Here is a 19692-nt window from a genome sequence, read left to right as displayed (position 1 = left end):
AACCGAGTGGCGCCACGAGGTGCCATTCGGAGCCATCCCGGCACCATGAGGCGCCACATGATGCCACCGGACGCCACCTCGGCCCCACCTCGACCCCACCCCGGCCCGCCCGGCCCCGCGCACCCCGGAACCCGCCGCGGGATCCGCCCCCGGCCCCGCGCCACGAACCCGGCGGGGCAGGATGTGCGGGAGATCCGTGGTGCCGCTGGAGGCCCGAACACGCAGAGGAGGCGCCGTGCGCGGGCGGCGGTTGTGGGCGGCCCTGGCCGTCTCCGTGGTGGTGCCCGGGGCGTTGATCGCCGGAGTCTGGGCCCACGTGGCCGATGCGCCCGGCGGGGGCCCGAAGGCGCCAGGCGGCGGTTGGCTCCGGCTCGACGCCACGGGGCACTTCTTCCTCGCCGCCTGCGTCGTCCTCGGGGCGGCCTTCCTCGGCGGCCGGATCGCCCGGCGGGCCGGGCAGCCGCCCGTGGTCGGGGAGATCTGCGCGGGGCTGGCGCTCGGACCCTCGTTGCTCGGGCACTTCGCGCCCGCCGTCACGGCCTGGCTGTTCCCCGCCCCCGCGCTGCGGCTGCTCGACGGACTCGCCCAGCTCGGCCTGGTGCTCTTCATGTTCGGGGTCGGACAGGAGCTGGCCGGACAGGAGCTGGCCGGACAGGAGCCGACGCCGGGTCAGAAGCCGCCCGGTCGGGAGTTCCGCGGAGTCGCCGCGCGGGCCGTCCTCGTCAGCCAGGCCTCGATGCTCGTACCGTTCGCCCTCGGCGCGGTAGCGGCGACCCGGCTGCTCGGCTTCGCCGGGCCCCGCGCCAATCCCCTGTCCTTCGCACTGTTCCTGGGCTGCGCGCTGAGCATCACGGCCCTCCCGGTGCTCGCCCGCATCCTCACCGACCTGGACCTCACCCGGACCGAGCCGGGGCGGCTCAGCCTGTTCGCGGCGGCGGTCGGCGACGCCGGGAGCTGGCTGGTGCTCGCCTGGATCCTGGTCGGCGGGACGCCGTTCGCGGTGGTGGGCGCGGCCGCCGCGGCCCTGATCCTCCTCGGCCCGGTGCGCGGGGCGCTGCGGCGGTGGGCGGCGGGCAGCGCCCGCGAGCACTCGGCCGCCGCCCTGACCGTCCTGCTGGTGGTCGCGGTCACCGGCGCGTCCGCGCTGACCGCCGCCCTGGGCATCCACCAGCTGATCGGCGCGCTGCTGGTGGGACTGGTCTGGCCGGGCGAACTCACGGGCAGGGACGGGACCGAAGGCAAGGACAGGAGCAAGGACAGGAACAAGGACAGGGACAGGGACAGGGACAGGGACAGGGCCCTGAGCCGGGGCAAGGACGTCACACACCTCACCGCCACGGCCCGGTCCGTGCTGCTGCCGTTCTTCTTCTTCGGCTTCGGCCTGACCGTGGACCTGACGGGCCTGCGCTGGGACGCCCGCACGGCCCTGGCGCTGGCCGGTCTGCTCTCCCTGGCGGTCCTCGGCAAGCTCCTCGGCCCCGGGCTGGTCGCCCGCCTGACCGGCATGGCCTGGAAGCCCGCCGTCACACTCGGCGTGCTCCTCAACGCCCGGGGCCTGACCGAGCTGGTGGTCGTACAGATCGGCTACCAGGCGGGCATCATCGACCGCCGGATGCTCGGCATCCTGACGCTGGTGGCCCTGATCACCACCGCCATGACCACTCCCCTGCTCCGACTCCTCGGGCTGCCCGGGCTGCCCGATCCGCTAGGGCTGCCGGACGGCGGCCGCGCCGGCCAGCAGCCGGGGAGCGGCGGCGCAGGCGGTGGGGGCCCAGCTGAGGAGGCTGGAGCCGACCGACATGCCGCCGCCGAAGCCGGACAGGAGGACCACGTCGTCCTCGGCGATCAGGCCCTTGCGGTGGATCTCGTCGAGGGTGACGGCGACGGACGCCGAGCCCGTGTTCCCGTAGTGGCTGATCTCCAGGTGGAGGACGGCGTTGTCGAGGCCGAGCTCCGGCCAGACCTCGCCGATCATGACGGCGTTGGCCTGGTGCGGGACGAAGTGGTCGACTGAGCGGCCCGGGAGTCCGGCCCTGGCCAGGAGTTCCGCGATCGCCCCGGGCAGGTTCTCCTGGACGAAGGTGCGCACTGCGCGCCCGTCCATCCGGAAGTGGTGCCCGCCCTCCTTCAGGGTCCGCGCGGAGGCGGGCAGGCGGCTGCCGCCCGCCGGGACCCCGATCATCGAGTGCTGGTCGCCCCGGGTGAGCAGGCTGGTGCCGAGCACCCCGTGGCCTTCGGCCGAGGGGCCGAGCACCGCGGCGCCCGCGCCGTCCCCGAAGAGGATCGCCGTCTTGCGGTCGGTGTGGTCCAGGATGCGCGAGTAGACGTCCGCGCCGATCACCAGGCCGTACGCGTCTCCCGGTTCGGCGCGCAGCAGGCGCTCGGTGACCGTCAGGGCGTAGACGAAGCCGCTGCACACGGAGTTCACGTCGAAGGCGGCGGCGTTCACGGCTCCGAGCAGGTGCTGGACGATCGCCGCGGTGGCCGGCTGGGGCTGGTCGGGGGTGGAGGTCGCGACCACGATGTACGAGAGGTCGCGCGGCCGGATGCCGGCCTGCTCCAGGGCCCGGCGGCCCGCGTGGGCGGCGAGGTCGGAGGTGGCCTCGTGGGCGGCGGCCCGGCGGCGCTCGCGGATGCCGGTCTTGCGCACGATCCACTCGTCCGTGACTCCCGCGAGCCGTGCCACCTCCTCGTTTCCGATGATCCGCTCCGGCAGGTAGGACCCCGTGGCGAGCACGGCCACCGGACTGGCGGGGAGGTCTTCAGGGACGTCTTTCACGCGCGTATCTCCTCGAATAGGGGTGCTTCGGTGCCCGTGATCTGCTCCCAGCCCGCGAGCAGGGCGTGCGCCGAGAGGACCGGGTCGTCGCCGACGACCACCGGGTGGCCGACCGAGCCGAGCAGGTCGAGGTCGCTGGCGTGGTCCCCGTACGCCGTGCACCGCTCGCGGTCCAGGCCCCGTACGGCGGCCACGGCGCGGGCCGTGGCGCCCTTCGCGGCGCCGATCATCGGGGTCACGACCTCGCCCGTCAGGGCCCCGCGCCGGATCACGGGCCGGGTCCCGAAGGCCCAGTGCGCGCCGAGGTGTTCGGCGACCGGGTCCAGGCAGGCGAAGAAGGAGCCCGAGACCAGGACGGTGAAGTCGCCGCGCTCCAGGTGTCCGGCGAAGCGGGCGGTGGGGCCGGGCAGGAAAGGCGCACCCTCCAGTTCTGATGCGAACCAGGCCCGGCCGGACTCGGCGAGGGCTTCCGCGCTCTCCCCCGCGAAGAGCCGGTAGTAGCGGCGGTTGATCTCGGTCCGGGGAGTTCCCCCGGCGGCGGCGCGGTGCAGCTCACCCGTCAGACGGGCGTAGGTGTCGGGGGCCTCTCCGCGGCGGTCCAGGTGGAAGGCCAGGAAGCGGAACATGCTCTTGAACCCGACGAGGGTCTCGTCGACGTCGAAGAAGGCGGCCGCGGCGCTCATCGGGCGGCCCGCACCCGGGTCAGCGAGAGCGAGAGCACGCACAGGCTCTCGCCGTCCTGGGTGGCCTCGACGCGCACCGGCACCAGATCGGCGTCCGGCCCGGTGAACCCGCCGAGTTCGCCCTGGTCGCCGAAGTCCACGAGGCCGCCGGCGGTGTAGTAGGAGTCCCGGTCGGGGCCGTCCTGGCGCTGGTCGCCGACGACGGCGGTCAGCACGGCCGGGCTGTCGAGCTCGCCGAACCGGGTGAAGGTCACGGCGAGTTCGGTCGGGTAGACCCGGGAGGGCGACATCCCGCGGACCTCCAGGGCCCCGTAGAGGGCGAGCTGGCGGGCGGCCTCCGCAATGACCATGCCGGGCAGGTGGTCCTGCGGGTGGTCGAACATGCTGGGGTGGGTGCTGGGCGTGAGTATCTGTGCGGTCAGCGTGGTGCCGTCGGCCTCGATGCCGCCGAGGACCACGTTGTCGGCGTTGACCCGGCCGACGCGGTACGGCTGCGCCGGCGCGCCGGGCACGCCACCGGGGCGGGGGCGGTCGGCGGAGGAGGGCAGCGGGCGCTGGTCGCGGTTGCGCAGCCGCAACTGCAGGTAGGAGTCAGGGGACTTGAAGCGCAGGCCGATGCCGGCCCGGCCGATGCTGACCTCGCCGACCCGCAGGTCGACCTCGTAGTCGAGGCCGTTGGTGCGGCCCTCGCGGACGTAGTGGTTGCTGGTGGTGACGTGCAGGGTCAGCTGGCACGGCGCGGTGCCCACCGTGACCCGGTCCGGGTGGGTGAGGTGCACCCGCAGGTGGGTCAGGATGAACTTGTCCGCTCTGGGCACTGCGAAGTAGGCGTGCGCACCGGCCAGGGCCGCCTGCCGGCAGGCCTCCAGCAGCAGCACCGGGTCGTACACGTCGGGGCCCAGCAGGTGGTCGCCGTAGTAGGCGTGAGAGCGGGGCAGCTGGGCCGCCGCCGCGTACGAGGTCTCGTCTACGGGCTGGAGGTCGGTGAGGAAGACCTCGCCGAGCGCGTCCCGGTGGACCAGGGTCCGGTCGACGGTGCGGGTGTAGGTGAGCTCGGGTACGGCGAATTCCAGTTCGAGCGGCGCGGGTGCGGTGTTCACGTACGGAACCTGCTTTCTCGGTTGGTCTTCGGTGTGCGGTCTTCGGGTCTGCCGGTGTGTCGGTGTGTCGGTCTTTCGGTCTTCGGCCTGTCGGTGGCGGGCTGTTCGAGGTGTGGAGCCGTCAGCCCCGCTCCAGGAGGACTCCGGTCCAGGTGAAACCGGCTCCGGCGCCCAGGAGCAGGACCCGGTCGCCGGTGGCGAAGGTCTCGGTGCGCTCCAGGTGGTCGAGGCCGGCGATCTGGTCGCCGGAGCCGAGGTGGCCGACGGTGGCGCCGAACTCCCACAGCGAGATCGCGCTGCCGCCGGGGAATTCCGGGAAGTAGTTCTCTTCGAGCAGGGGCAGGCCCAGGTTGGGGTAGACGACCCGGCGCAGCTTGAAGTCGTCCCCGTCCGGCAGCAGGGCCCGGCGGATCTCGCGCACCGCGCGGCGGGTGGCGTCGCGCAGGCTGTCTCCCCCGTGGGCGGCCAGGTAGCGCTTCTTCGCGGCCCGCACATCGTGTTCGGCGGCGATCAGCTCGGAGGTTTCGGGGGCCGGGGCGTCGAGCCGGTGCAGTCCTTCGAGGGCGGGGTCGCTGACGCTGTGGGTGGCCAGCACCCTCCAGGCGGGCGCAGCGGTGTCGACGGCGTCGGTGGGGTCGATCGCGGTCAGGACCACGGCCGCCGCACCGTCTCCGTAGACGATGCCGTAGTCGGCGGTGAACCGGTCGAAGCCGGATTCGGCGAACCGGTCGGTGGCCACGACCAGTGCGGTGCGCCGGCCCTGCGCGCCCAAGAAGCCCGTCACCAGGTCCAGTACGAGCAGCTGCGCGTTGCAGCCCTGGTTGACGGTGAAGGGCAGGGCGCGGGTGGCGCCCAGCCGGGACTGGAGCCAGGAGGCCGGGGACCACAGGCGCTGGTGGCCGTGGCGGTGGATCGAGGTGACCGCGATCAGGTCGATGTCCTGGGCCTTGACCCCGGCCGCGGCGAGCGCCCGCTCGGCGGCGACGAGGGCCATGTCGCCCGGGTAGAGGGATTCCTCGGCGGCGATGGTGCGGTAGCCGGTGGAGCGGATGCGTTCGGCGTCGGCGTCGTGGTGGCGGGCCGCCTCGGCGGCCAGGTCCAGCCGCTGCTCGGGGAGGTAGCTGCCGGTGCCCGCGATGCCGAGGCGGGGGGTGTGGTCCGTGCTCATGCCGCCTCCTTCTCGGTGTGGGTGGGTACGGGCGCGGCGGCTTCCGCGAGCGGGAGCTGGCTCCACGTCCGCGCGTACCCGTCCAGGGACCGCGCTACGGAGCTTCGCGCCGCGGGGGTCTCGGCCCGGCGCATCACGTCGAGGAGCCCGAGGACTCCGGTGCTGCGGGCGACCTCGGCAGCCGCGGCGCGGCGCTCCTCGGCGTACCCGTCCAGCAGGGCGGCGTCGCCGCCGTCGAGGAGGGCGGCGAACCGCCAGGCCAGCGCCCAGGCGTCGGCGAAGCCGGTGTTCATCGCCTGGCCGCCGGCCGGGGAGTTGAGGTGGGCGGCGTCTCCGGCGAGGACGGTGCGGCCCTCGGTGAAGCGCTCCGCGAGCCGTTCGTGGACCTGGTAGTGCGCGATCCGGTCGATCCGCTCGAAGGCGAGGGTCTCGCCGAAGCCGAGGGTCTCCACGCTCCGGCGGAACTCCTCGGCGCCGAGCTCGCTGTCCCGTTCCAGGGACTCGGCGGAGACCGGTCCCGCGATCCGCACCGTGCCGTGGGGCAGCGGGAGCAGGGAGACCGCGCCGGCCGGGCCGATGTACATGGCGGAGGCGTCCGGATCGGCCGGAACGCGGGGCGCGCCCTCGGCCAGCAGATAGCTCATCGGGTAGGTGACACCGGGGAAGTCGATGCCCAGCGCGGTGCGGACGGCGCTGCTGGCGCCGTCGGCCGCCACCAGGTAGCGGGCGTTCAGGCCCGTCGGTGTGGAGTCCGGGTCCGCGTACCGGAGCTCGACGTCGACCCCGGTCCCGACCTCGCGGTGGGAGACGTAGCGCAGGCCCCGCAGGAGGCGGCCGCCGAGGGCGGTGAACCGCTGGGCGAGGAGCTCTTCCACCTCGGGCTGCGGCACGTTCAGGTAATAGGGGAAGTCGGTGTCGAGGCCGCTGAAGTCGATGCTGAACACGGCCCCGTGGGCGGTGTGGAAGTCGATGCGGCGCTGCCGTACGCCCCGCTCCTCCAGGGCGGTGCGCAGGCCCAGGCCCTCCAGGATCTCCAGGCCGGCCGCGTGCACCATGACCGCCCGGGTGCGGGGGTCGATCGCCTCGCGCTGCTCGACGACGGTGCATTCGACACCGAGGTCCCGCAGGAGGCAGCCCAGCATCAGACCGGTGGGGCCGGCCCCGATGACCAGGACGGCGGTGGTGGGAGCGGCGGCGTCCCGGGCGGTCGGGGACACGGCCGTCGCGGCGGGCGTGGCGGTCGGAGCGGAGGGGGCGGTCGGAGCGGGCGGTGTGGCGCGGTTCATCGGTGGGTCACTTCCTCTCCGTACGGGCGGGACTGCTGTCGCCGGGGACCGGCGCGGGGGACACGGGTGGGGTCCCCGGCGACAGGTGTGCGGGGCGGCCGGAGCCGGCCGGGGCCGGTCAGTGCTTGCCGGCGGTGCGGCGGCTGCGGAGGAAGACGGCGACCAGCAGGGCGACGCCGATCAGGATCAGGCCGTTGACCAGGATCGAGAGGTTGATGCCGGACAGGGTCGCGGCCTTGACCGGCTCGCTCGACAGGCTGCGGATCTGGGCGGTGGCGATCGCGCTCATGATCGGGATGCCGATCGTGATGCTGACCTGCTGGGTCAGCGTGGTGATGCCGGTGGCCAGGCCCTGCTGCTCGTTGGGCAGACCCGAGGTGGCGGTGACCATGAAGCCGACGATGGCGGCGACGTGGGCGTAGCTGCTGAGGAAGGCCAGGGCGAGGACCCCGTAGAGCCAGCCGCGGGCGTCACCGGCGAAGACGAGCGCGCCGACCGTGATGCCCTGGACCAGCAGGCCCGCGACGAGGACCGCCCGGCTGCTGCCGAGGACGCCGATCCAGCGGGGGGCGGTGACTCCGCCGAGGAAGGCGCCGACGCCCAGGACGCCGAAGGTCAGGCCGGTCGCCATCGCCGAGTACCCCAGGACCTCCTGGAGGTAGAGGGTCAGCAGGAAGATCATCGAGGTGAAGCCGATGAAGGTGGCGGCGCCACCGATGTTGCCCCAGGTGACGGTGCGGCGGCCGAGGATGCGCAGCGGGGCCAGCGGCTCGGGGGCGTTGAGCTCCACGAAGCCGAAGACGATCAGCAGCAGCACGCCGACGGCGAGCGAGATCAGGGTGGTGGGGTCGCCCCAGCCGTACTGGCCGGCGGCGGAGATGCCGTAGACGAGGGCGATCAGACCGGCGCTGACGGAGACGGCTCCGGGGATGTCGAGCTTGCCGCCGGTGTGCCCGCGGGAGGCCTTGACCAGCATCGGCGTGACGACGATCAGCAGGATGCCGATCGGGATGTTGATGAAGAAGCCCCAGCGCCAGCTCAGGGTGTCCGTCAGCATGCCGCCGAGGATGGCTCCGCAGGTGAAGCCCGCGGAGAGCATGGCGCCGTTGAGTCCGAGCGCGCGGTCGCGCAGCGGGCCCTCGGGGAAGGAGGTGATCAGCAGGGCGAGGCCTGCCGGGGTGACCATCGCGGTCGCCAGGCCCTGGGCCACTCGGGCCGCGAGCAGCGGTCCGGCGGCGTCGACGAGTCCGCCCGCGAGGGAGGAGACTGTCAGCAGGACCAGACCCGCGAGGAAGACCTTGCGGGCTCCGACGAGGTCGGCGACGCGGCCGAAGAGGAGGCTGAAACCGGCCGCGCTGAGGGCGAAGGCCGTGGCGATCCACTGCAGGTTCTCGGTGGCGAAGTGGAGCTCGCGGCCGATGACGGGGACCGCGACGTTCATGATGGAGAAGTCCACCGCGAGGGTGAACTGGGCGCCGAGCAGGAGAAGCAGGATGAGCGTCTGGCGCCTCGTCATCTTGTCCGGCGCGGCTTCCGGGACCTGGGCCGGAGTGGTGACCGACCCCGGTGAGTGATCGGTCCGAGTCTCCTCGGGGCTGTTGACCGTAGACATGAGTGACCTTTCGCTTCCTGCCGGTTGGTGTGCTCCGAGCATCTGCGGGGCAGGAGGTGCTAGCCAGTACCCGCCGTTTCATAGGGCTGCGCTGGGTACCACCGGCTGGGTCTGTCTCAGGTCGCGGGTCCGTGAATACGTTTCGCCACATGACCGAATCCACACGTTCCACAGTCGAAGAGTTCTTCCGCCGCATCGGCGCCGGCGAGGGGGAACGGGCCCTCGAACTGCTCGCGGAGCCCCTCGACTGGTTCACCCCCGGCGACACCGCGCTGATCCCCTGGATGGGGCGGCGCAGCACCCGCGGCGAGGTCGCGGACTTCTTCGAGCAGGCCGGTGAGAACCTCACGCCGCAGGAGTTCTCCATCGAGCGCGTCCTGGCCGACGGGGACGCCGCCGTGGCGCTGGGCAGCTTCCGCTACCTCGTGAACGCCACCGGCAAGGCCTTCGCGTCGGAGTTCGCCGTCGAACTGCGCGTCGCAGACGGCCTGATCACCCGCTACCACATGCACGAGGACAGCCACGCGATCTCGCTGGCCTTCCTCTGACCTGTCCGGCTCGGACCCACTCGACCCACCCGGACCCACACGGACCACACGGACTCGGCCGGTGAGCGCGAAAGAGGCTGTCATGACCACCCGGTACCCCACTGAAGAAGAAACCGACACGGACAGCGCGCGGCCGGACGCCTACGAGGTCCTCGTCGTCGGCGCCGGACCGACCGGCCTGACCGCGGCCTGCGAGCTGCTGCGCCGCGGGGTCCGCGTCAGGATCGTGGACGCGGCACCCGGCCCCAGCGTCCATTCCAAGGCGATGCTGGTGTGGCCGCGCACCCTGGACATACTCGAGGACCTCGGGCTCTCCGCGGGCGTCGACCAAGTCGCCGTCAAGTTGCGGCAGATGACGTACTACTCGGAGAAGAAGCCGGTCACGCGGATGCGGATGGCCGACGACATGGCCCCGTACTGCCTGCCGCAGCGGCTCACCGAGGAGGTGCTGACCGCCGGTCTGCACCGGCTCGGCGGCACCGTCGAGCGCGGTGTGCGCCTGACCTCCCTCCAGGGCCTGGACTTCGGCGGGGCGATACGCGAGGACCGTCCGGTGACGGCCTCGCTGGAGCACGCCGACGGAAGCGTCGAGCGGTTCACCGTTCCCTGGGTGATCGGCGCGGACGGCGCGACCAGCGCGGTGCGCCGCCAGCTCGGCATCCCCTACGAGGGCGCCACGTACGAGAACCGCTTCCTGATCACCGACGCCAAGGTGGCCGGCGACCCGCTGGCTCCCGACGAGGTCCACTACTACCAGTCGCGCATGGGCGTCCTGGCCATCGTGCCGCAGCCCTTCGGGCTGTTCCGGTTCTTCACCAACGCCCCCGGCGACATGGAGGACGGGGAGCTGGCCGACATGCAGCGGCTGGTGGACCTGCGCGGGCCCGGCGGGCTGCGGCTCGTCGACCCGGACTGGGTCACCACCTTCCGGGTGCACCGCCGGCGCGCCGCATCCTTCCAGCTCGGGCGGGTCTTCCTGGCCGGCGACGCCGCCCACGCGCACAGCCCGATGGGCGGCCAGGGCCTGAACACCGGTATCCAGGACGCCCAGAACATCGCGTGGAAGCTGGCCTCGGTGGTCCGCGGCGAGGCCCGGACGGGTCTGCTGGAGACCTACACGCCGGAGCGCGCGGCGGTCGCCGACGCCGTCGTGCGCGACACCGACCTGCAGACCCGCGCCGCGATGTGGACCGGGGGCGGCCAGGTCGCGCTCCGGGACACCGCGATGCGCGCCCTGGACCGTACGGGGATACTCGACCGCTTCTACGTACCGGTCGCCGCGGGCCGCCGCTGGGTCTACGGCCCGGTCGGCGAAGGCCCCCGGCGCCGCTCCCGGCCCGCGAAAACTGGTGCTCGGCGCGGGCGGGCCTGCGCCGGCACGCCCGGGAGGGCGCGGCCCTGCCGCGCGAGCTGGCCGTGGCGCTGAGGATGGCCGGTCCCGACGCCGACCCGGCCCGGTTCCAGCTGCTGGTGCTCCCCGGGCAGAAGGACACCGACCCGGGCCTGGCCGACGCGATCCGCAGGCTGGTCGCTCCCTGGCGCGGCCGGCTGCGGGTCGTGGACGCCGCATCGCTGCCCGGACGCAGTCCGGCCGCCTCGGCCGCGCGCGAACTGCACTGCCGACACGCCGGGTTCCACCTGGTGCGGCCGGACGGGCACATCGTGCTGCACGGCCACCGCGAGGAGCTCCACGAACTGTCCGACACCCTCGACCGCCTGCTCCTGCCCGGGGCCGGCGGCGAGGACGAGGCCGACGACCACCCCGCCGGCCACCCCTCATCCCACGCAGAACTCTCCCTGGAGGAAGAAGACATGTACCAGAGCGCCGGATCCGTTCCCTTCGCCCACCTCGTCGGCTCCGGCCCGCACAAGGTGATCGTGCTCCACTCCCTCTTCCTGGGGCACCAGTCCTTCTCCTCGCTGTGGCCGCACGTGGACGGGACCCGCTTCAGCTACGCGTTCATGGACTGCCGGGGCTTCGGCCGCAGCCTGGACGTGGCGGGTACGTACACCACCGACGAGATAGCCTCCGACGTGCTGACGCTCGCCGACAGCCTGGGCTGGCAGGAGTTCTCGCTGATCGGGCACTCGCTCGGCGGCCAGCCCATCCAGCAGGTGCTGCTCAAGGCCCCGCAGCGGGTCCGTCGGATCATCGGTCTGAACCCCGTCCCCGCCAACGGGATGCCCATCCCGGACTCCGACTTCCCGCTGTTCGCGGACGCCGCGCACAAGATCGAGAACCGTCGCGTCATCGTCGACATGACCACCGGGAACCGCCTGTCGGCGAACTGGGTCGCGGGGATGGCGGAGACCTCGATGAAGGAGGTCAGCCCGGTCGCGTACCGCAGCTACCTGGACTCCTTCCGCACCACCGACTTCGCCGACCGGGTGACCGGCGCCCAGGTGCCCGCCCTGGTGGTGGTCGGCGAGCACGACCCCGCGGTGACCGAGGAGGCGATGCGCGAGACCTGGATGAAGCACTACCCCAACGGCGAACTGACGGTCGTGGGCAACTCCGGCCACTACCCGATGGTGGAGACCCCGGTGGCCCTGGTCACCCTCACGGAGGAGTTCCTCTCCCGGTAGCCGCGGCGCCCCGCGGTCGCGCGTCCCGCGCACGGGGCTCCGCAGATGGACGGAGGCGGACATCCGGTGACTCTCCTGTCGGTTGCCCGGATGTCCGCCTTCCCCACTTCCGCACTTCGAATAAGAAGGAGGCCGTCCCATGGCGGTGATGACGGCTCCGCGGTCGACCGCGGCGCGCACGCGCGGTACGGGACTGGTCGCCGTGGTCGGCCGCGAGGAGCTGACGGCATTCGTCGGCGCCGCCCTGGAATCGGCGGGTGCCCGTGCCGAGGACGCGGACCTGACGGCCCAGGTGCTGGTGGCCGCCGACGCGGCGGGGGCCGGCGAACACGGTGTGGTCCGGCTCGGTCCCTGTGTACGGGGGCTGCTGGACGGGAGCATCGACGGCGGCGCCCGGCCCGAGATCGTCCACCGGTACGGCGCGGTCACCGTGGTCGACGCCCATCACGGACTGGGCCAGCCCACGCTGGCCTTCGCCGTGGACCAGGCGCTGGAGCAGGCCAGGGACCACGGATCGGCCATGGTTTCGGTACGCCGTTCACGCCATGTCGGTGCCACGGACTGGTACAGCGAGCGGGCGGCCCGTGTCGGCGCTTTCGGCATCATCACCAGCTCGGGGCCCGGTTCCGGTGCTTCGGGGCGATACCGACCGGGGGTGGAAACAAGCCAGTTGGTCATGTGCGTGAACCAGAGCGGTACGGGGGCCGCGCACCCGGCCGGACCACCCTCCGAACTGCAGTCCGTCTCACCGGCCGCCGCCTCCCCGGCGCAGGCCCGGCTCTGCCTGCCCGCCACGCTCCTGGAGGAGCTCGCACGGGTCGCGGCCCTGGTCAAAGTCACGCCCGTGACCGATCTCGACCGCGGCAGGAGCCCCCGCACAGCCGCCCCGAGAAGATCCGCTTCCGCGTTGTCCATTCTGGATCGATAAAAGAACCGTACGTGCTGTAGTAGATACCCGAACTAAAATTTTCTTAGCGGTAACAATTCCGATAGACGACCCGCCCAGACCGCCTCCGCTCCGTGGCCGAATTCCTGTCGGAGTTTCCACTGAATGGATTCCTCAGGCACCCATCTCGCTCGCCAGACCGCTCCCGCATGAGATCTTTGGTCCGCTTGGCTTTCCAGTGACCAAGGTCACCGGCCGGAACTCGCCGTTCCGGGTTTCTGTTAGAAGCAGGCCTGTGGCGCGAATCCGGGCGCCGGGGATATCAGGTCCCCGGTGGTCGCTTCCACGTGCGCCGCAGCGGCTAATCTTCTCGTGCGGTCATTTAGGCGCCGTACGTGGGTAGCGAAAGGCGAAAACAGAATGCAGCGGGCGGCGGGGGTTCGGGATTCAGATCTTGGAATGTTTCTCCAGGTACGGCGCAGCAGGCTGACACCAGACGAGATCGGCCTGTCGAGCGACGGCAAGAGACGCAGGGTCCAGGGACTGCGCAGGGAGGAGGTGGCCCACCTCGCCCAGGTCAGCGTCAACTACTACACGCGCCTGGAGCAGGGACAGAACCGCAGCGCCTCCCCCGAGGTCCTGGACGCCATCGCCACCGCCCTCCAGCTCAACGCGGGCGAGCGGGCGCACCTGCACAACCTCTCCCGGGCCGCCGAGCTCGCCCGCCCGGCCCGGCCCGCCGCCGAGGTGCGCCCGGCCGTGGCCCGCATGATCGCCGCCTACGTCCAGGGGCCCGCCGTCGTACTCGGCCGGCAGATGGACATCCTCGCGTGGAACGCCCTGGCCCGCACGATGTTCTCCGGGCACATCGACGTGGAGGAACTGCTCGCGAGGGACACGCCCCCGAACCTCGCCGAACTCGTCTTCCTGCACCCCGGCGCCCGCGCCCTCTACCCCCAGTGGCACAGCGAGGCCGTGGAGATGGCCGGGTACCTGCGCATGATGGCCGGCCGTTTCCCCGGCGACCCCGAGCTGACCGAGCTCATCGAGCGGCTCGGCCTGGAGAGCGAGGAGTTCACCGAGATCTGGTCCGGCCACGTCGTCGGGGAGAAGACGCACGGCACCCGGCACCTGCACCACCCGGCGGTCGGCGAGCTGAGCCTGGCCTTCGAGAGCCTGCGCCTTCCCGACTCCCCCGACCAGTGCATCGTGCTCTACCACGCGGACCCCGCCTCGCCCGAGGAACGGGCGTTACGGGTCCTCCTCGAGGGAGACTCCGGTGCGCCCCCGGCCTGATTCCACCCGGCGCATCGGCCCTGCTGAGGATGACCAACAGGGGCAGGCACGCACCCCGAGGTCTCGCGAAACTGAACACATGGAACCCTTCGCCGACCTCAGCCGATTTCTGATTTCCCAGCGCTTACGCACGGACCCGGGAGTCGCACCGCGCGAACTGGCCCTGGCGGCCGGGATCGACGCCGATCGCTACAACGACATCGAAGACGGCCGGGCCGGGCGCGTGGCCCTGTCCGTGCTCGACGCCCTCGCTTCGGCGCTGCGCCTGGAAGCCGAGGACCGCGGTGAGCTGTTCCGGCTCGGCGGATCGCCCGGCGCCTGCCGGCTCCGCGGGCTGGGCCACCTGACCCGTGCCGTGCCCAACCTGCCGGTGGTCGCCTTCAACCACCGCTTCGACATCACCGGCTGGAACCTCCCGGGGCAGGCCCTGCTCGCCTGGGGGATGGACCGGCCCGTCGACCCGGTCCCGCCCAACCTGGCCCGCATGCTGTTCCTCGACCCCGCCACCCAGACGCTGTACGGGGCCTGGCAGCCCGAGGCGGCCCGGATCGCGGCGGCCCTGCGGCGCGCCACCCGGACGCACGCGGACGAGGAACTGAACTCCCTGATCGTCGAGTTGGGGGCGGCCAGCCAGGAGTTCGCCGCGCTCTGGTCCGGCGCGGCCGACGGGACCCGCCCCGCCGAGGACGGCAGCGACGTCCTGGTCCACTTCGAGCACCCGGCCGTCGGGGGCATGACGCTCTCCCGGGCGGTGATCGAGGACGGGGTGGGCAACGGGCAGCGCGCCGTGGTGTTCAGCCCCGAGCCCGGTTCCGGCTCCGCGGCCGCCCTGGAGGACCTGCTCACACGAGTGACCGGCCGGCCCCGCTGAGGGCACGGCCGGTCACGGACCCCGTCGGACGGATCGGTACCGGTCAGGCGGACCGGGGCCCGTCCAGCCCGGGGTAGGCCCGGGCCGCGCGCGGAGGTACCGCGAAGGTGGCCCGGCTGCGTACGTCCATGAACGCGTTGATCCCGTTGTTGCGCCGTACCCCGATCGCCCCGTGATGCGCGGGCGCGTCGGCGGCGTTCATCATCGCCCGCGTGGCCTGGAAGTCCTCCATCGTGCGCTGCAGCGACACGAAGTGGCTCCCGGGCACACCGTTGTCCAACGTCGCGAAGTCCCGGCGGTTGATCCGCGGCCGGCCCGCGAGCCGGGCCCTGCCGGTCGCCTGCGCGTGCCCGACCCGCCCGTGGCCGACCGCCACCGCGGGAAGCTCCGTACGGTCGCTCTCCGCGTCCTCGACCAGGGCGTGCGCCTCCTTCGCGGTCACCCGCGGCGAGTACATCAGCGCGGCCCGTTCGTCCTCGCCCCGCTCGTACCAGCTGTCGGTGTCCAGCACGATGTAGCTGACGTGCATGGTCGTACCGCCCGCGAAGGGCCCGTCGGGGACCGACACCTCCTCCTCGGTCGCCTGGTTCTTCCTGAGTCCCGAGTGGAAGCCCATCAGCAGCGGCGCGTCCCCCGGGATGGCCGCCTGCGGGCGCCGCTCGGCCGGAAGCCCCTCGCCGACGAAGCCGGTGCGCACCTCGGCCAGGTGCAGCCGCCCGCGCTGGTCCAGCGGTCCCGGCCCGAACAGCTGCCGCAGCGCCTCCTCCACCGTCTCCTCCCGGTCCGAAGCCAGGTGCAGGCAGGCGTCGTAGTCCTCCAGGACCGGGTTCTCCCAGCGGGCCATCGGGACCGGCCCGGCGACCGGGGAGCGCATCGCCGTGTACCGGGAGAACCAGCCCGGACCCCAGCCCAGGCACATCAGCAGCCCCTCGCCGCCGTAGCCGTACGTGGCTTCGAGCGCGGCCAGCGCCGCCTCCAGCTCGCGGGCGTCCTCGGCCGTGGGCGCGGCGGCCACCTCCAGCATCAGCAGCCGGTGGTGTCGGGGCGGCAGCGAACGGCCCGCCTCGTCGGAGCGGAAGGTGTCCTCCCAGGCGTGCTGGGCGGCGGGGAGTACGGACATCACAGCTCCTCCTGCGGCTCGTCGCGGCGCAGCGCCGCGAAGGCCGCGGACCAGTCGGTCACCGGCTCGCCGGGTTCGTTGAACAGGCTGAAGGTGGTCGAGCGGGCGGCGCCCTGCTCGACGGCCGCGACGATCGCCTCGGCCAGGTCGTAACGGGACACCATGCCGTCGCCCCAGGGGTTCTGGCTGAGCGTCAGGGCGTGGCTTCCGGGCGGGTCGTCGGTCATCCAGGTGGGCCTGACCACGGTGTAGGGCAGGCCGCTCTCGCGGACCATGCGCTCGGCGGCGATCCGCGACGGCAGCAGCGTGTCGTTGATCCGGTTGAGCGGATGGGCCGGGCCGTGCCCGACCGCGAAGGAGCTGAACAGGACGAAGTGGGCGTCCGGGCAGTGCCCCAGGGCCAGGTCCAGCAGGGTCCGCGTGGCCCGCTCGGTGTGCACCGGGGCGTCGCCCCGCTTCGGCACCAGGATCAGCGCGTCGGCGTCCGTGAGCTCCCCGGGGTCCCTGGCCAGGCGGTCCAGGTCGTCCACGTAGCCGACGGAGTGTCCCCGCCCGGCCGCGGCGGCGGCGATGACCTTGCCGCTGCCCGCGCGGTAGGCGGAGCCCGCGATGACGATCCGCGCCACCGCGCTCACACCCCGCCGTCGACGAGGAGTGCGGCCTTGCCGTGGATCCGGCGCTCGCGCAGCGCCGTCATCACCTCGGGCAGCCGCTCCCACCCGTCGACGGCGCCGAGCACCGGGCGCAGCAGGCCCCGCTCGATCAGGCCCACCAGTTCCGCCAGGTCCTCGCCGACCGGCTCGCCGGAGCCGAACACCCAGAAGGGGTGCAGCGTCTGGCGGGCGTGCGGCACGAAGGAGGAGATGCTCAGGGTCGCGGTGCGTCCCGAGGAGGTGCCGAGCAGTACGAAGTGCCCCAGCGGCGACAGCATCTTCAGGGCGCTCTGGAGCACCTCGCCGCCCACCGACTCCAGGATCACGTCGAACTCGCCGTCGGCTTCGGCGAGCGAGCCGATCACCTGCTCGGCGCCGAGCTCCTTCAGGTCCAGCTCCCGCCGGGTGCCCGTCAGCGCCGTGACCTCGGCCCCGCGGGCGGCGGCCAGCTGGACCGCGAACGAACCCACCCCGCCGCTGGCGCCCGTGATCAGCACCCGGCGGCCGTCCAGAGGTCCGCCGCGGCGCAGGGCGCGCAGCGCGGTCAGCCCCGCGACGCCCAGGGTCGCGGACTCCGCGAAGCCCACGGTGGCGGGCAGCACCGCCATCCGGTCCACGGGGACGGCGGTGTACCGGGCCCACCCGCCGAAGTCGTTCATCGCCACGACGCGGGTCCCGACCGCTGGTCCGCTGCCGTCCGCGGCGGCCCGTGCCACCACCCCGGCGAGGTCCTGGCCGGGCCGCCATCCTTCGGCGCGGCGCCGGAAGAGGTTCAGCTCGCCGCGGTTCACGGAGAACGCCTCCACCTGTACCAGCGCCTCGTCCGCGGCGGGTTCGGGGACGGGCACGGTACGAAGCAGGGGGCCGTCGGGGGCGCCGATCCAGGCGCGCATCGCGTCCGGCGGGGAAGGGGGGTCGAGGGGTGCGGAAAGGGGCGAACCCGTAGGGGAAATCAGGTGGGAGGTCATGTCCACGACGGTAGGCAGCGGGGTGATCCGAAGGGAAAGACCTGCTGGTTCTCCACTCATAACCCTCGGATATGAATCCAGGTCCGCGCCTACGATGGCTCCGTGACGATGCCCGAGGCCCGCCTGCTCCGTTACTTCCTGACCGTCGCCGAGGAGGGAAGCTTCACCCGGGCCGCCGCCCGGCTGCACATCGCCCAGCCCGCGCTCAGCAGCCAGATCCGCCGCCTGGAGAGCCGGCTCGGCGTCAGCCTGTTGCACCGGACCACCCGCGTGGTCCGCCTCACCGAAGCCGGCCGGGCCGTGTACGAACGCGGCCCCGACGCTCTGGCCGCGCTCGAAGCCGTCTGGGAGGCCGCCCGCCGCGCCGGGCAGGGCGAACTGGGCGGGCTGCGCCTGGTCTACAGCACCAGCACCGGCTACGGGACCGTGCCCGCCCTGGTCGAAGCGGTGGGCAGCCGGCTGCCGGGCCTCCAGGTCACCGCCGAGAGCCTGCGCACCCCCGACATCGCCGAAGCCGTGCTCACCGGGCGCGCGGACGCGGGGATCGCCCGGACGCCCGAACCCGTCCCCGGGATCCGGCTGCTCGCGCTGCGCACCGAGCGCCGCGGCATCCTCCTCAGCAGCGACCACCCCCTCGCCGGGCGCTACGAGCTCACCCCCGCCGACGTCGCCGCCTTCCCCCTCCTCCTGCACGAGCGGGCGGCGAACCCGGCCCACCACGACGAGGTGCTCGCTCTCTTCCGCTCCGAAGGACTGACCCCGCGGCTCGCCACCCGCCCGATCGCCTTCGACCCGACCCAGAGCGCCCTGCGCGACGCCCGCACCCTGGGCCTCGTAGGAGAGTCGTCCGGCCGGGAACTGCCCGGCTGGCTCCGCTGGATCCCGCTGCCGCCGGGGACCCGGCCGCTCACCACGCACCTGGTCCTGCCGGACTCCCCGTCACCCGCCGTCGCCCGTTTCACCGACATCGCGCTGGCCGCGGCGCGGGAGTCCGGCTGGCTGCCGGGGTGAGCCCGCCGCGCGGACCCGGCACCGTTAACGGCGTTAATGGCGGCAGCGGCGGCATGGCATTAACGCCGTTAATTGTCATATCGGCCGACTGGTCAGATCAGTTGATCTGTCCGGCGATAGCATCCGGCTCATGCAGCCATCCCGTACAGCTGTCGCGCCGAAGTCGATCGTCCTGACGGGAGCCACCGGCTTCATCGGCTCCGCCGCGCTGGAGGACCTGGCCCGCCGTCCCGGCATCCGCGTACGGGCCCTCGCGCGCACGCCCGGCGCACCGCGCGAAGGGGTGGAGTGGGTGAAGGCCGATCTGGCCGATCCCCCGTCACTGCGCGGGGTCTGCGAGGGCGCCGAAGCGCTGGTGCACCTGGCCTCCGACATCGGTCCGGACGCGGAGCGCTGCCACGCGGTCAACGTGGTGGGCGGCGCGGCCCTCGTGGCCGAGGCCGCGCGGGCGGGCACGAAGCGGCTCGTCCACCTGTCCACCGCCGCGGTCTACGGGCACCGCCCGCACCGGGGGATCGAGGTCGACGAGATCGCGCCGGATCCGGTGTCCGCGGCCAGCCGCACCCGGCTGGAGGCGGAAGCCCCGGTGCTGGCCGCCGGCGGGCTCGTACTGCGGCCGGGGCTGGTCCTCGGAGTCGGGGACCGCTGGGTGGTGGCGACCCTGGCGGAACTGCTGCACCGGGTCCCGGCCCGCTGGGACGGCGGCCGCGGCCTGCTGTCCGTCATCGGCGTCACCGAACTGGCCGGACTGATCGCGTCCTTGGCGACGACCGCCAAGGAGCCCGCACCTGCCGGGATCCACCACGCCAGCCACCCCGTCCCGGTGAGTTCCGGGGACCTGCTGGCCGCGCTGGCCGCCCACGGAGTACTGCCGGAGGTCCACGAGGACTGGCCGTGGGAACGCTGCCTGGCGCAACTGCGTGCCCACCCAGGCGGGGTGTCGGAGCGTCAGTTCGCCCTGCTGGCCCGCGACCACAGCCAGCACAGCACCTCCGTCTGGCACCTGGCGGGCCTGGCACCCGACCCCGACCCGCTGTCCTTCGTCCCCGGGGCCGCCCCCTGGTACCGCACCCACCTGGCACAACTCCACCCGACAGGCGGGGCTCCGGGACACCGCGCTTAGGA

17 protein-coding genes and 1 pseudogene are annotated in these 19692 nt (G+C 72.9%); 9 read left to right on the top strand and 9 right to left on the bottom strand.

Translation table 11 applies throughout. From position 1 onward, the window contains the following. Positions 1-181 precede the first annotated feature (181 nt). Positions 182-1660: pseudogene (locus tag AC3IYJ_RS41865) on the top strand (cation:proton antiporter); the annotation flags it as partial. 45 nt (positions 1661-1705) lie between these two features. Here the strand turns inward: AC3IYJ_RS41865 and AC3IYJ_RS41860 are convergent. The 6 genes from AC3IYJ_RS41860 to AC3IYJ_RS41835 all read right to left on the bottom strand — a co-directional run bounded on the left by AC3IYJ_RS41860 (position 1706) and on the right by AC3IYJ_RS41835 (position 8628). Continuing rightward, complete coding sequence (locus tag AC3IYJ_RS41860) at positions 1706-2779, bottom strand: 3-oxoacyl-ACP synthase III family protein (protein ID WP_489403452.1); 1074 nt, start codon at positions 2777-2779, stop codon at positions 1706-1708. After that, entirely contained in the window at positions 2776-3462 is a 687-nt protein-coding gene (locus AC3IYJ_RS41855; RefSeq protein WP_489403451.1) for an HAD family hydrolase, read from the bottom strand. The genes AC3IYJ_RS41860 and AC3IYJ_RS41855 overlap by 4 nt, the downstream gene beginning before the upstream one ends. Then, positions 3459-4562 (bottom strand): ScbA/BarX family gamma-butyrolactone biosynthesis protein, encoded by a 1104-nt coding sequence (locus tag AC3IYJ_RS41850; RefSeq protein WP_489403450.1) that lies wholly within the window; start codon positions 4560-4562, stop codon positions 3459-3461. The genes AC3IYJ_RS41855 and AC3IYJ_RS41850 overlap by 4 nt, the downstream gene beginning before the upstream one ends. A gap of 121 nt (positions 4563-4683) precedes the next feature. Further along, positions 4684-5730: a ketoacyl-ACP synthase III family protein gene (locus AC3IYJ_RS41845; protein WP_489403449.1), complete on the bottom strand. Its 1047-nt coding sequence runs from the start codon at positions 5728-5730 to the stop codon at positions 4684-4686. Next, complete coding sequence (locus AC3IYJ_RS41840; protein ID WP_489403448.1) at positions 5727-7016, bottom strand: FAD-dependent oxidoreductase; 1290 nt, start codon at positions 7014-7016, stop codon at positions 5727-5729. Before AC3IYJ_RS41840 ends, AC3IYJ_RS41845 begins: the two co-directional genes overlap by 4 nt. A 118-nt stretch (positions 7017-7134) precedes the next feature. Further along, on the bottom strand, positions 7135-8628 hold the full coding sequence (locus tag AC3IYJ_RS41835; protein WP_489403447.1) for an MFS transporter: 1494 nt from the start codon (positions 8626-8628) through the stop codon (positions 7135-7137). A 149-nt stretch (positions 8629-8777) separates the two neighbouring features. On the opposite strand from AC3IYJ_RS41835, the gene AC3IYJ_RS41830 reads away from it, so the two are divergent. The 6 genes from AC3IYJ_RS41830 to AC3IYJ_RS41805 all read left to right on the top strand — a co-directional run bounded on the left by AC3IYJ_RS41830 (position 8778) and on the right by AC3IYJ_RS41805 (position 14815). Then, positions 8778-9176 (top strand): nuclear transport factor 2 family protein, encoded by a 399-nt coding sequence (locus tag AC3IYJ_RS41830; RefSeq protein WP_489403446.1) that lies wholly within the window; start codon positions 8778-8780, stop codon positions 9174-9176. 82 nt (positions 9177-9258) lie between these two features. Then, positions 9259-10602 (top strand): FAD-dependent monooxygenase, encoded by a 1344-nt coding sequence (locus AC3IYJ_RS41825; RefSeq protein ID WP_489403445.1) that lies wholly within the window; start codon positions 9259-9261, stop codon positions 10600-10602. A gap of 2 nt (positions 10603-10604) precedes the next feature. Next, positions 10605-11762: an alpha/beta fold hydrolase gene (locus tag AC3IYJ_RS41820; RefSeq protein WP_489403444.1), complete on the top strand. Its 1158-nt coding sequence runs from the start codon at positions 10605-10607 to the stop codon at positions 11760-11762. A 139-nt stretch (positions 11763-11901) separates the two neighbouring features. After that, positions 11902-12690, top strand: coding sequence for an Ldh family oxidoreductase (locus tag AC3IYJ_RS41815; protein WP_489403443.1), 789 nt, complete (start codon positions 11902-11904; stop codon positions 12688-12690). Between the two features lie 417 nt (positions 12691-13107). Next, complete coding sequence (locus tag AC3IYJ_RS41810; RefSeq protein WP_489403442.1) at positions 13108-13944, top strand: helix-turn-helix domain-containing protein; 837 nt, start codon at positions 13108-13110, stop codon at positions 13942-13944. A gap of 79 nt (positions 13945-14023) precedes the next feature. Continuing rightward, positions 14024-14815 (top strand): helix-turn-helix transcriptional regulator, encoded by a 792-nt coding sequence (locus tag AC3IYJ_RS41805; RefSeq protein WP_489403441.1) that lies wholly within the window; start codon positions 14024-14026, stop codon positions 14813-14815. A 43-nt stretch (positions 14816-14858) separates the two neighbouring features. Here AC3IYJ_RS41805 and AC3IYJ_RS41800 read toward each other — a convergent pair whose 3' ends face one another. The 3 genes from AC3IYJ_RS41800 to AC3IYJ_RS41790 are packed head-to-tail and all read right to left on the bottom strand — an operon-like array spanning position 14859 to position 17556. After that, on the bottom strand, positions 14859-15935 hold the full coding sequence (locus tag AC3IYJ_RS41800) for a DUF7405 family protein (protein ID WP_489403440.1): 1077 nt from the start codon (positions 15933-15935) through the stop codon (positions 14859-14861). Next, positions 15935-16561 carry an NAD(P)H-binding protein gene (locus tag AC3IYJ_RS41795; RefSeq protein WP_489403439.1) on the bottom strand — a complete coding sequence of 209 codons (627 nt, stop codon included), beginning with the start codon at positions 16559-16561 and terminating at the stop codon, positions 15935-15937. Before AC3IYJ_RS41795 ends, AC3IYJ_RS41800 begins: the two co-directional genes overlap by 1 nt. Positions 16562-16566: 5 nt before the next feature. Next, entirely contained in the window at positions 16567-17556 is a 990-nt protein-coding gene (locus AC3IYJ_RS41790; RefSeq protein WP_489403438.1) for a zinc-binding dehydrogenase, read from the bottom strand. 108 nt (positions 17557-17664) lie between these two features. Here AC3IYJ_RS41790 and AC3IYJ_RS41785 point away from each other — a divergent pair, with 108 nt between their 5' ends. Then, positions 17665-18567, top strand: coding sequence for a LysR family transcriptional regulator (locus AC3IYJ_RS41785; protein WP_489403590.1), 903 nt, complete (start codon positions 17665-17667; stop codon positions 18565-18567). A gap of 130 nt (positions 18568-18697) precedes the next feature. Then, entirely contained in the window at positions 18698-19690 is a 993-nt protein-coding gene (locus tag AC3IYJ_RS41780; protein WP_489403437.1) for an NAD-dependent epimerase/dehydratase family protein, read from the top strand. Positions 19691-19692: the final 2 nt, after the last annotated feature.

The organism is Streptomyces sp. GL_140, from assembly GCF_057834465.1.
The sequence above is the reverse complement of the archived record's forward strand: the minus strand, read 5'-3'. Positions and strand labels throughout refer to the sequence as shown.

Excerpts from the sequence above, each read along its gene's own strand:
- AC3IYJ_RS41820 (WP_489403444.1), top strand. The coding sequence starts at position 10,605 with ATGGCCGGTCCCGACGCCGACCCGGCCCGGTTCCAGCTGCTGGTGCTC.
- AC3IYJ_RS41845 (WP_489403449.1), bottom strand. The coding sequence starts at position 5,730 with ATGAGCACGGACCACACCCCCCGCCTCGGCATCGCGGGCACCGGCAGC.
- AC3IYJ_RS41840 (WP_489403448.1), bottom strand. The coding sequence starts at position 7,016 with ATGAACCGCGCCACACCGCCCGCTCCGACCGCCCCCTCCGCTCCGACC.
- AC3IYJ_RS41815 (WP_489403443.1), top strand. The coding sequence starts at position 11,902 with ATGGCGGTGATGACGGCTCCGCGGTCGACCGCGGCGCGCACGCGCGGT.
- AC3IYJ_RS41825 (WP_489403445.1), top strand. The coding sequence starts at position 9,259 with ATGACCACCCGGTACCCCACTGAAGAAGAAACCGACACGGACAGCGCG.
- AC3IYJ_RS41785 (WP_489403590.1), top strand. The coding sequence starts at position 17,665 with ATGCCCGAGGCCCGCCTGCTCCGTTACTTCCTGACCGTCGCCGAGGAG.
- AC3IYJ_RS41800 (WP_489403440.1), bottom strand. The coding sequence starts at position 15,935 with ATGTCCGTACTCCCCGCCGCCCAGCACGCCTGGGAGGACACCTTCCGC.
- AC3IYJ_RS41855 (WP_489403451.1), bottom strand. The coding sequence starts at position 3,462 with ATGAGCGCCGCGGCCGCCTTCTTCGACGTCGACGAGACCCTCGTCGGG.
- AC3IYJ_RS41780 (WP_489403437.1), top strand. The coding sequence starts at position 18,698 with ATGCAGCCATCCCGTACAGCTGTCGCGCCGAAGTCGATCGTCCTGACG.
- AC3IYJ_RS41830 (WP_489403446.1), top strand. The coding sequence starts at position 8,778 with ATGACCGAATCCACACGTTCCACAGTCGAAGAGTTCTTCCGCCGCATC.
- AC3IYJ_RS41835 (WP_489403447.1), bottom strand. The coding sequence starts at position 8,628 with ATGTCTACGGTCAACAGCCCCGAGGAGACTCGGACCGATCACTCACCG.
- AC3IYJ_RS41805 (WP_489403441.1), top strand. The coding sequence starts at position 14,024 with ATGGAACCCTTCGCCGACCTCAGCCGATTTCTGATTTCCCAGCGCTTA.
- AC3IYJ_RS41790 (WP_489403438.1), bottom strand. The coding sequence starts at position 17,556 with ATGACCTCCCACCTGATTTCCCCTACGGGTTCGCCCCTTTCCGCACCC.
- AC3IYJ_RS41810 (WP_489403442.1), top strand. The coding sequence starts at position 13,108 with ATGTTTCTCCAGGTACGGCGCAGCAGGCTGACACCAGACGAGATCGGC.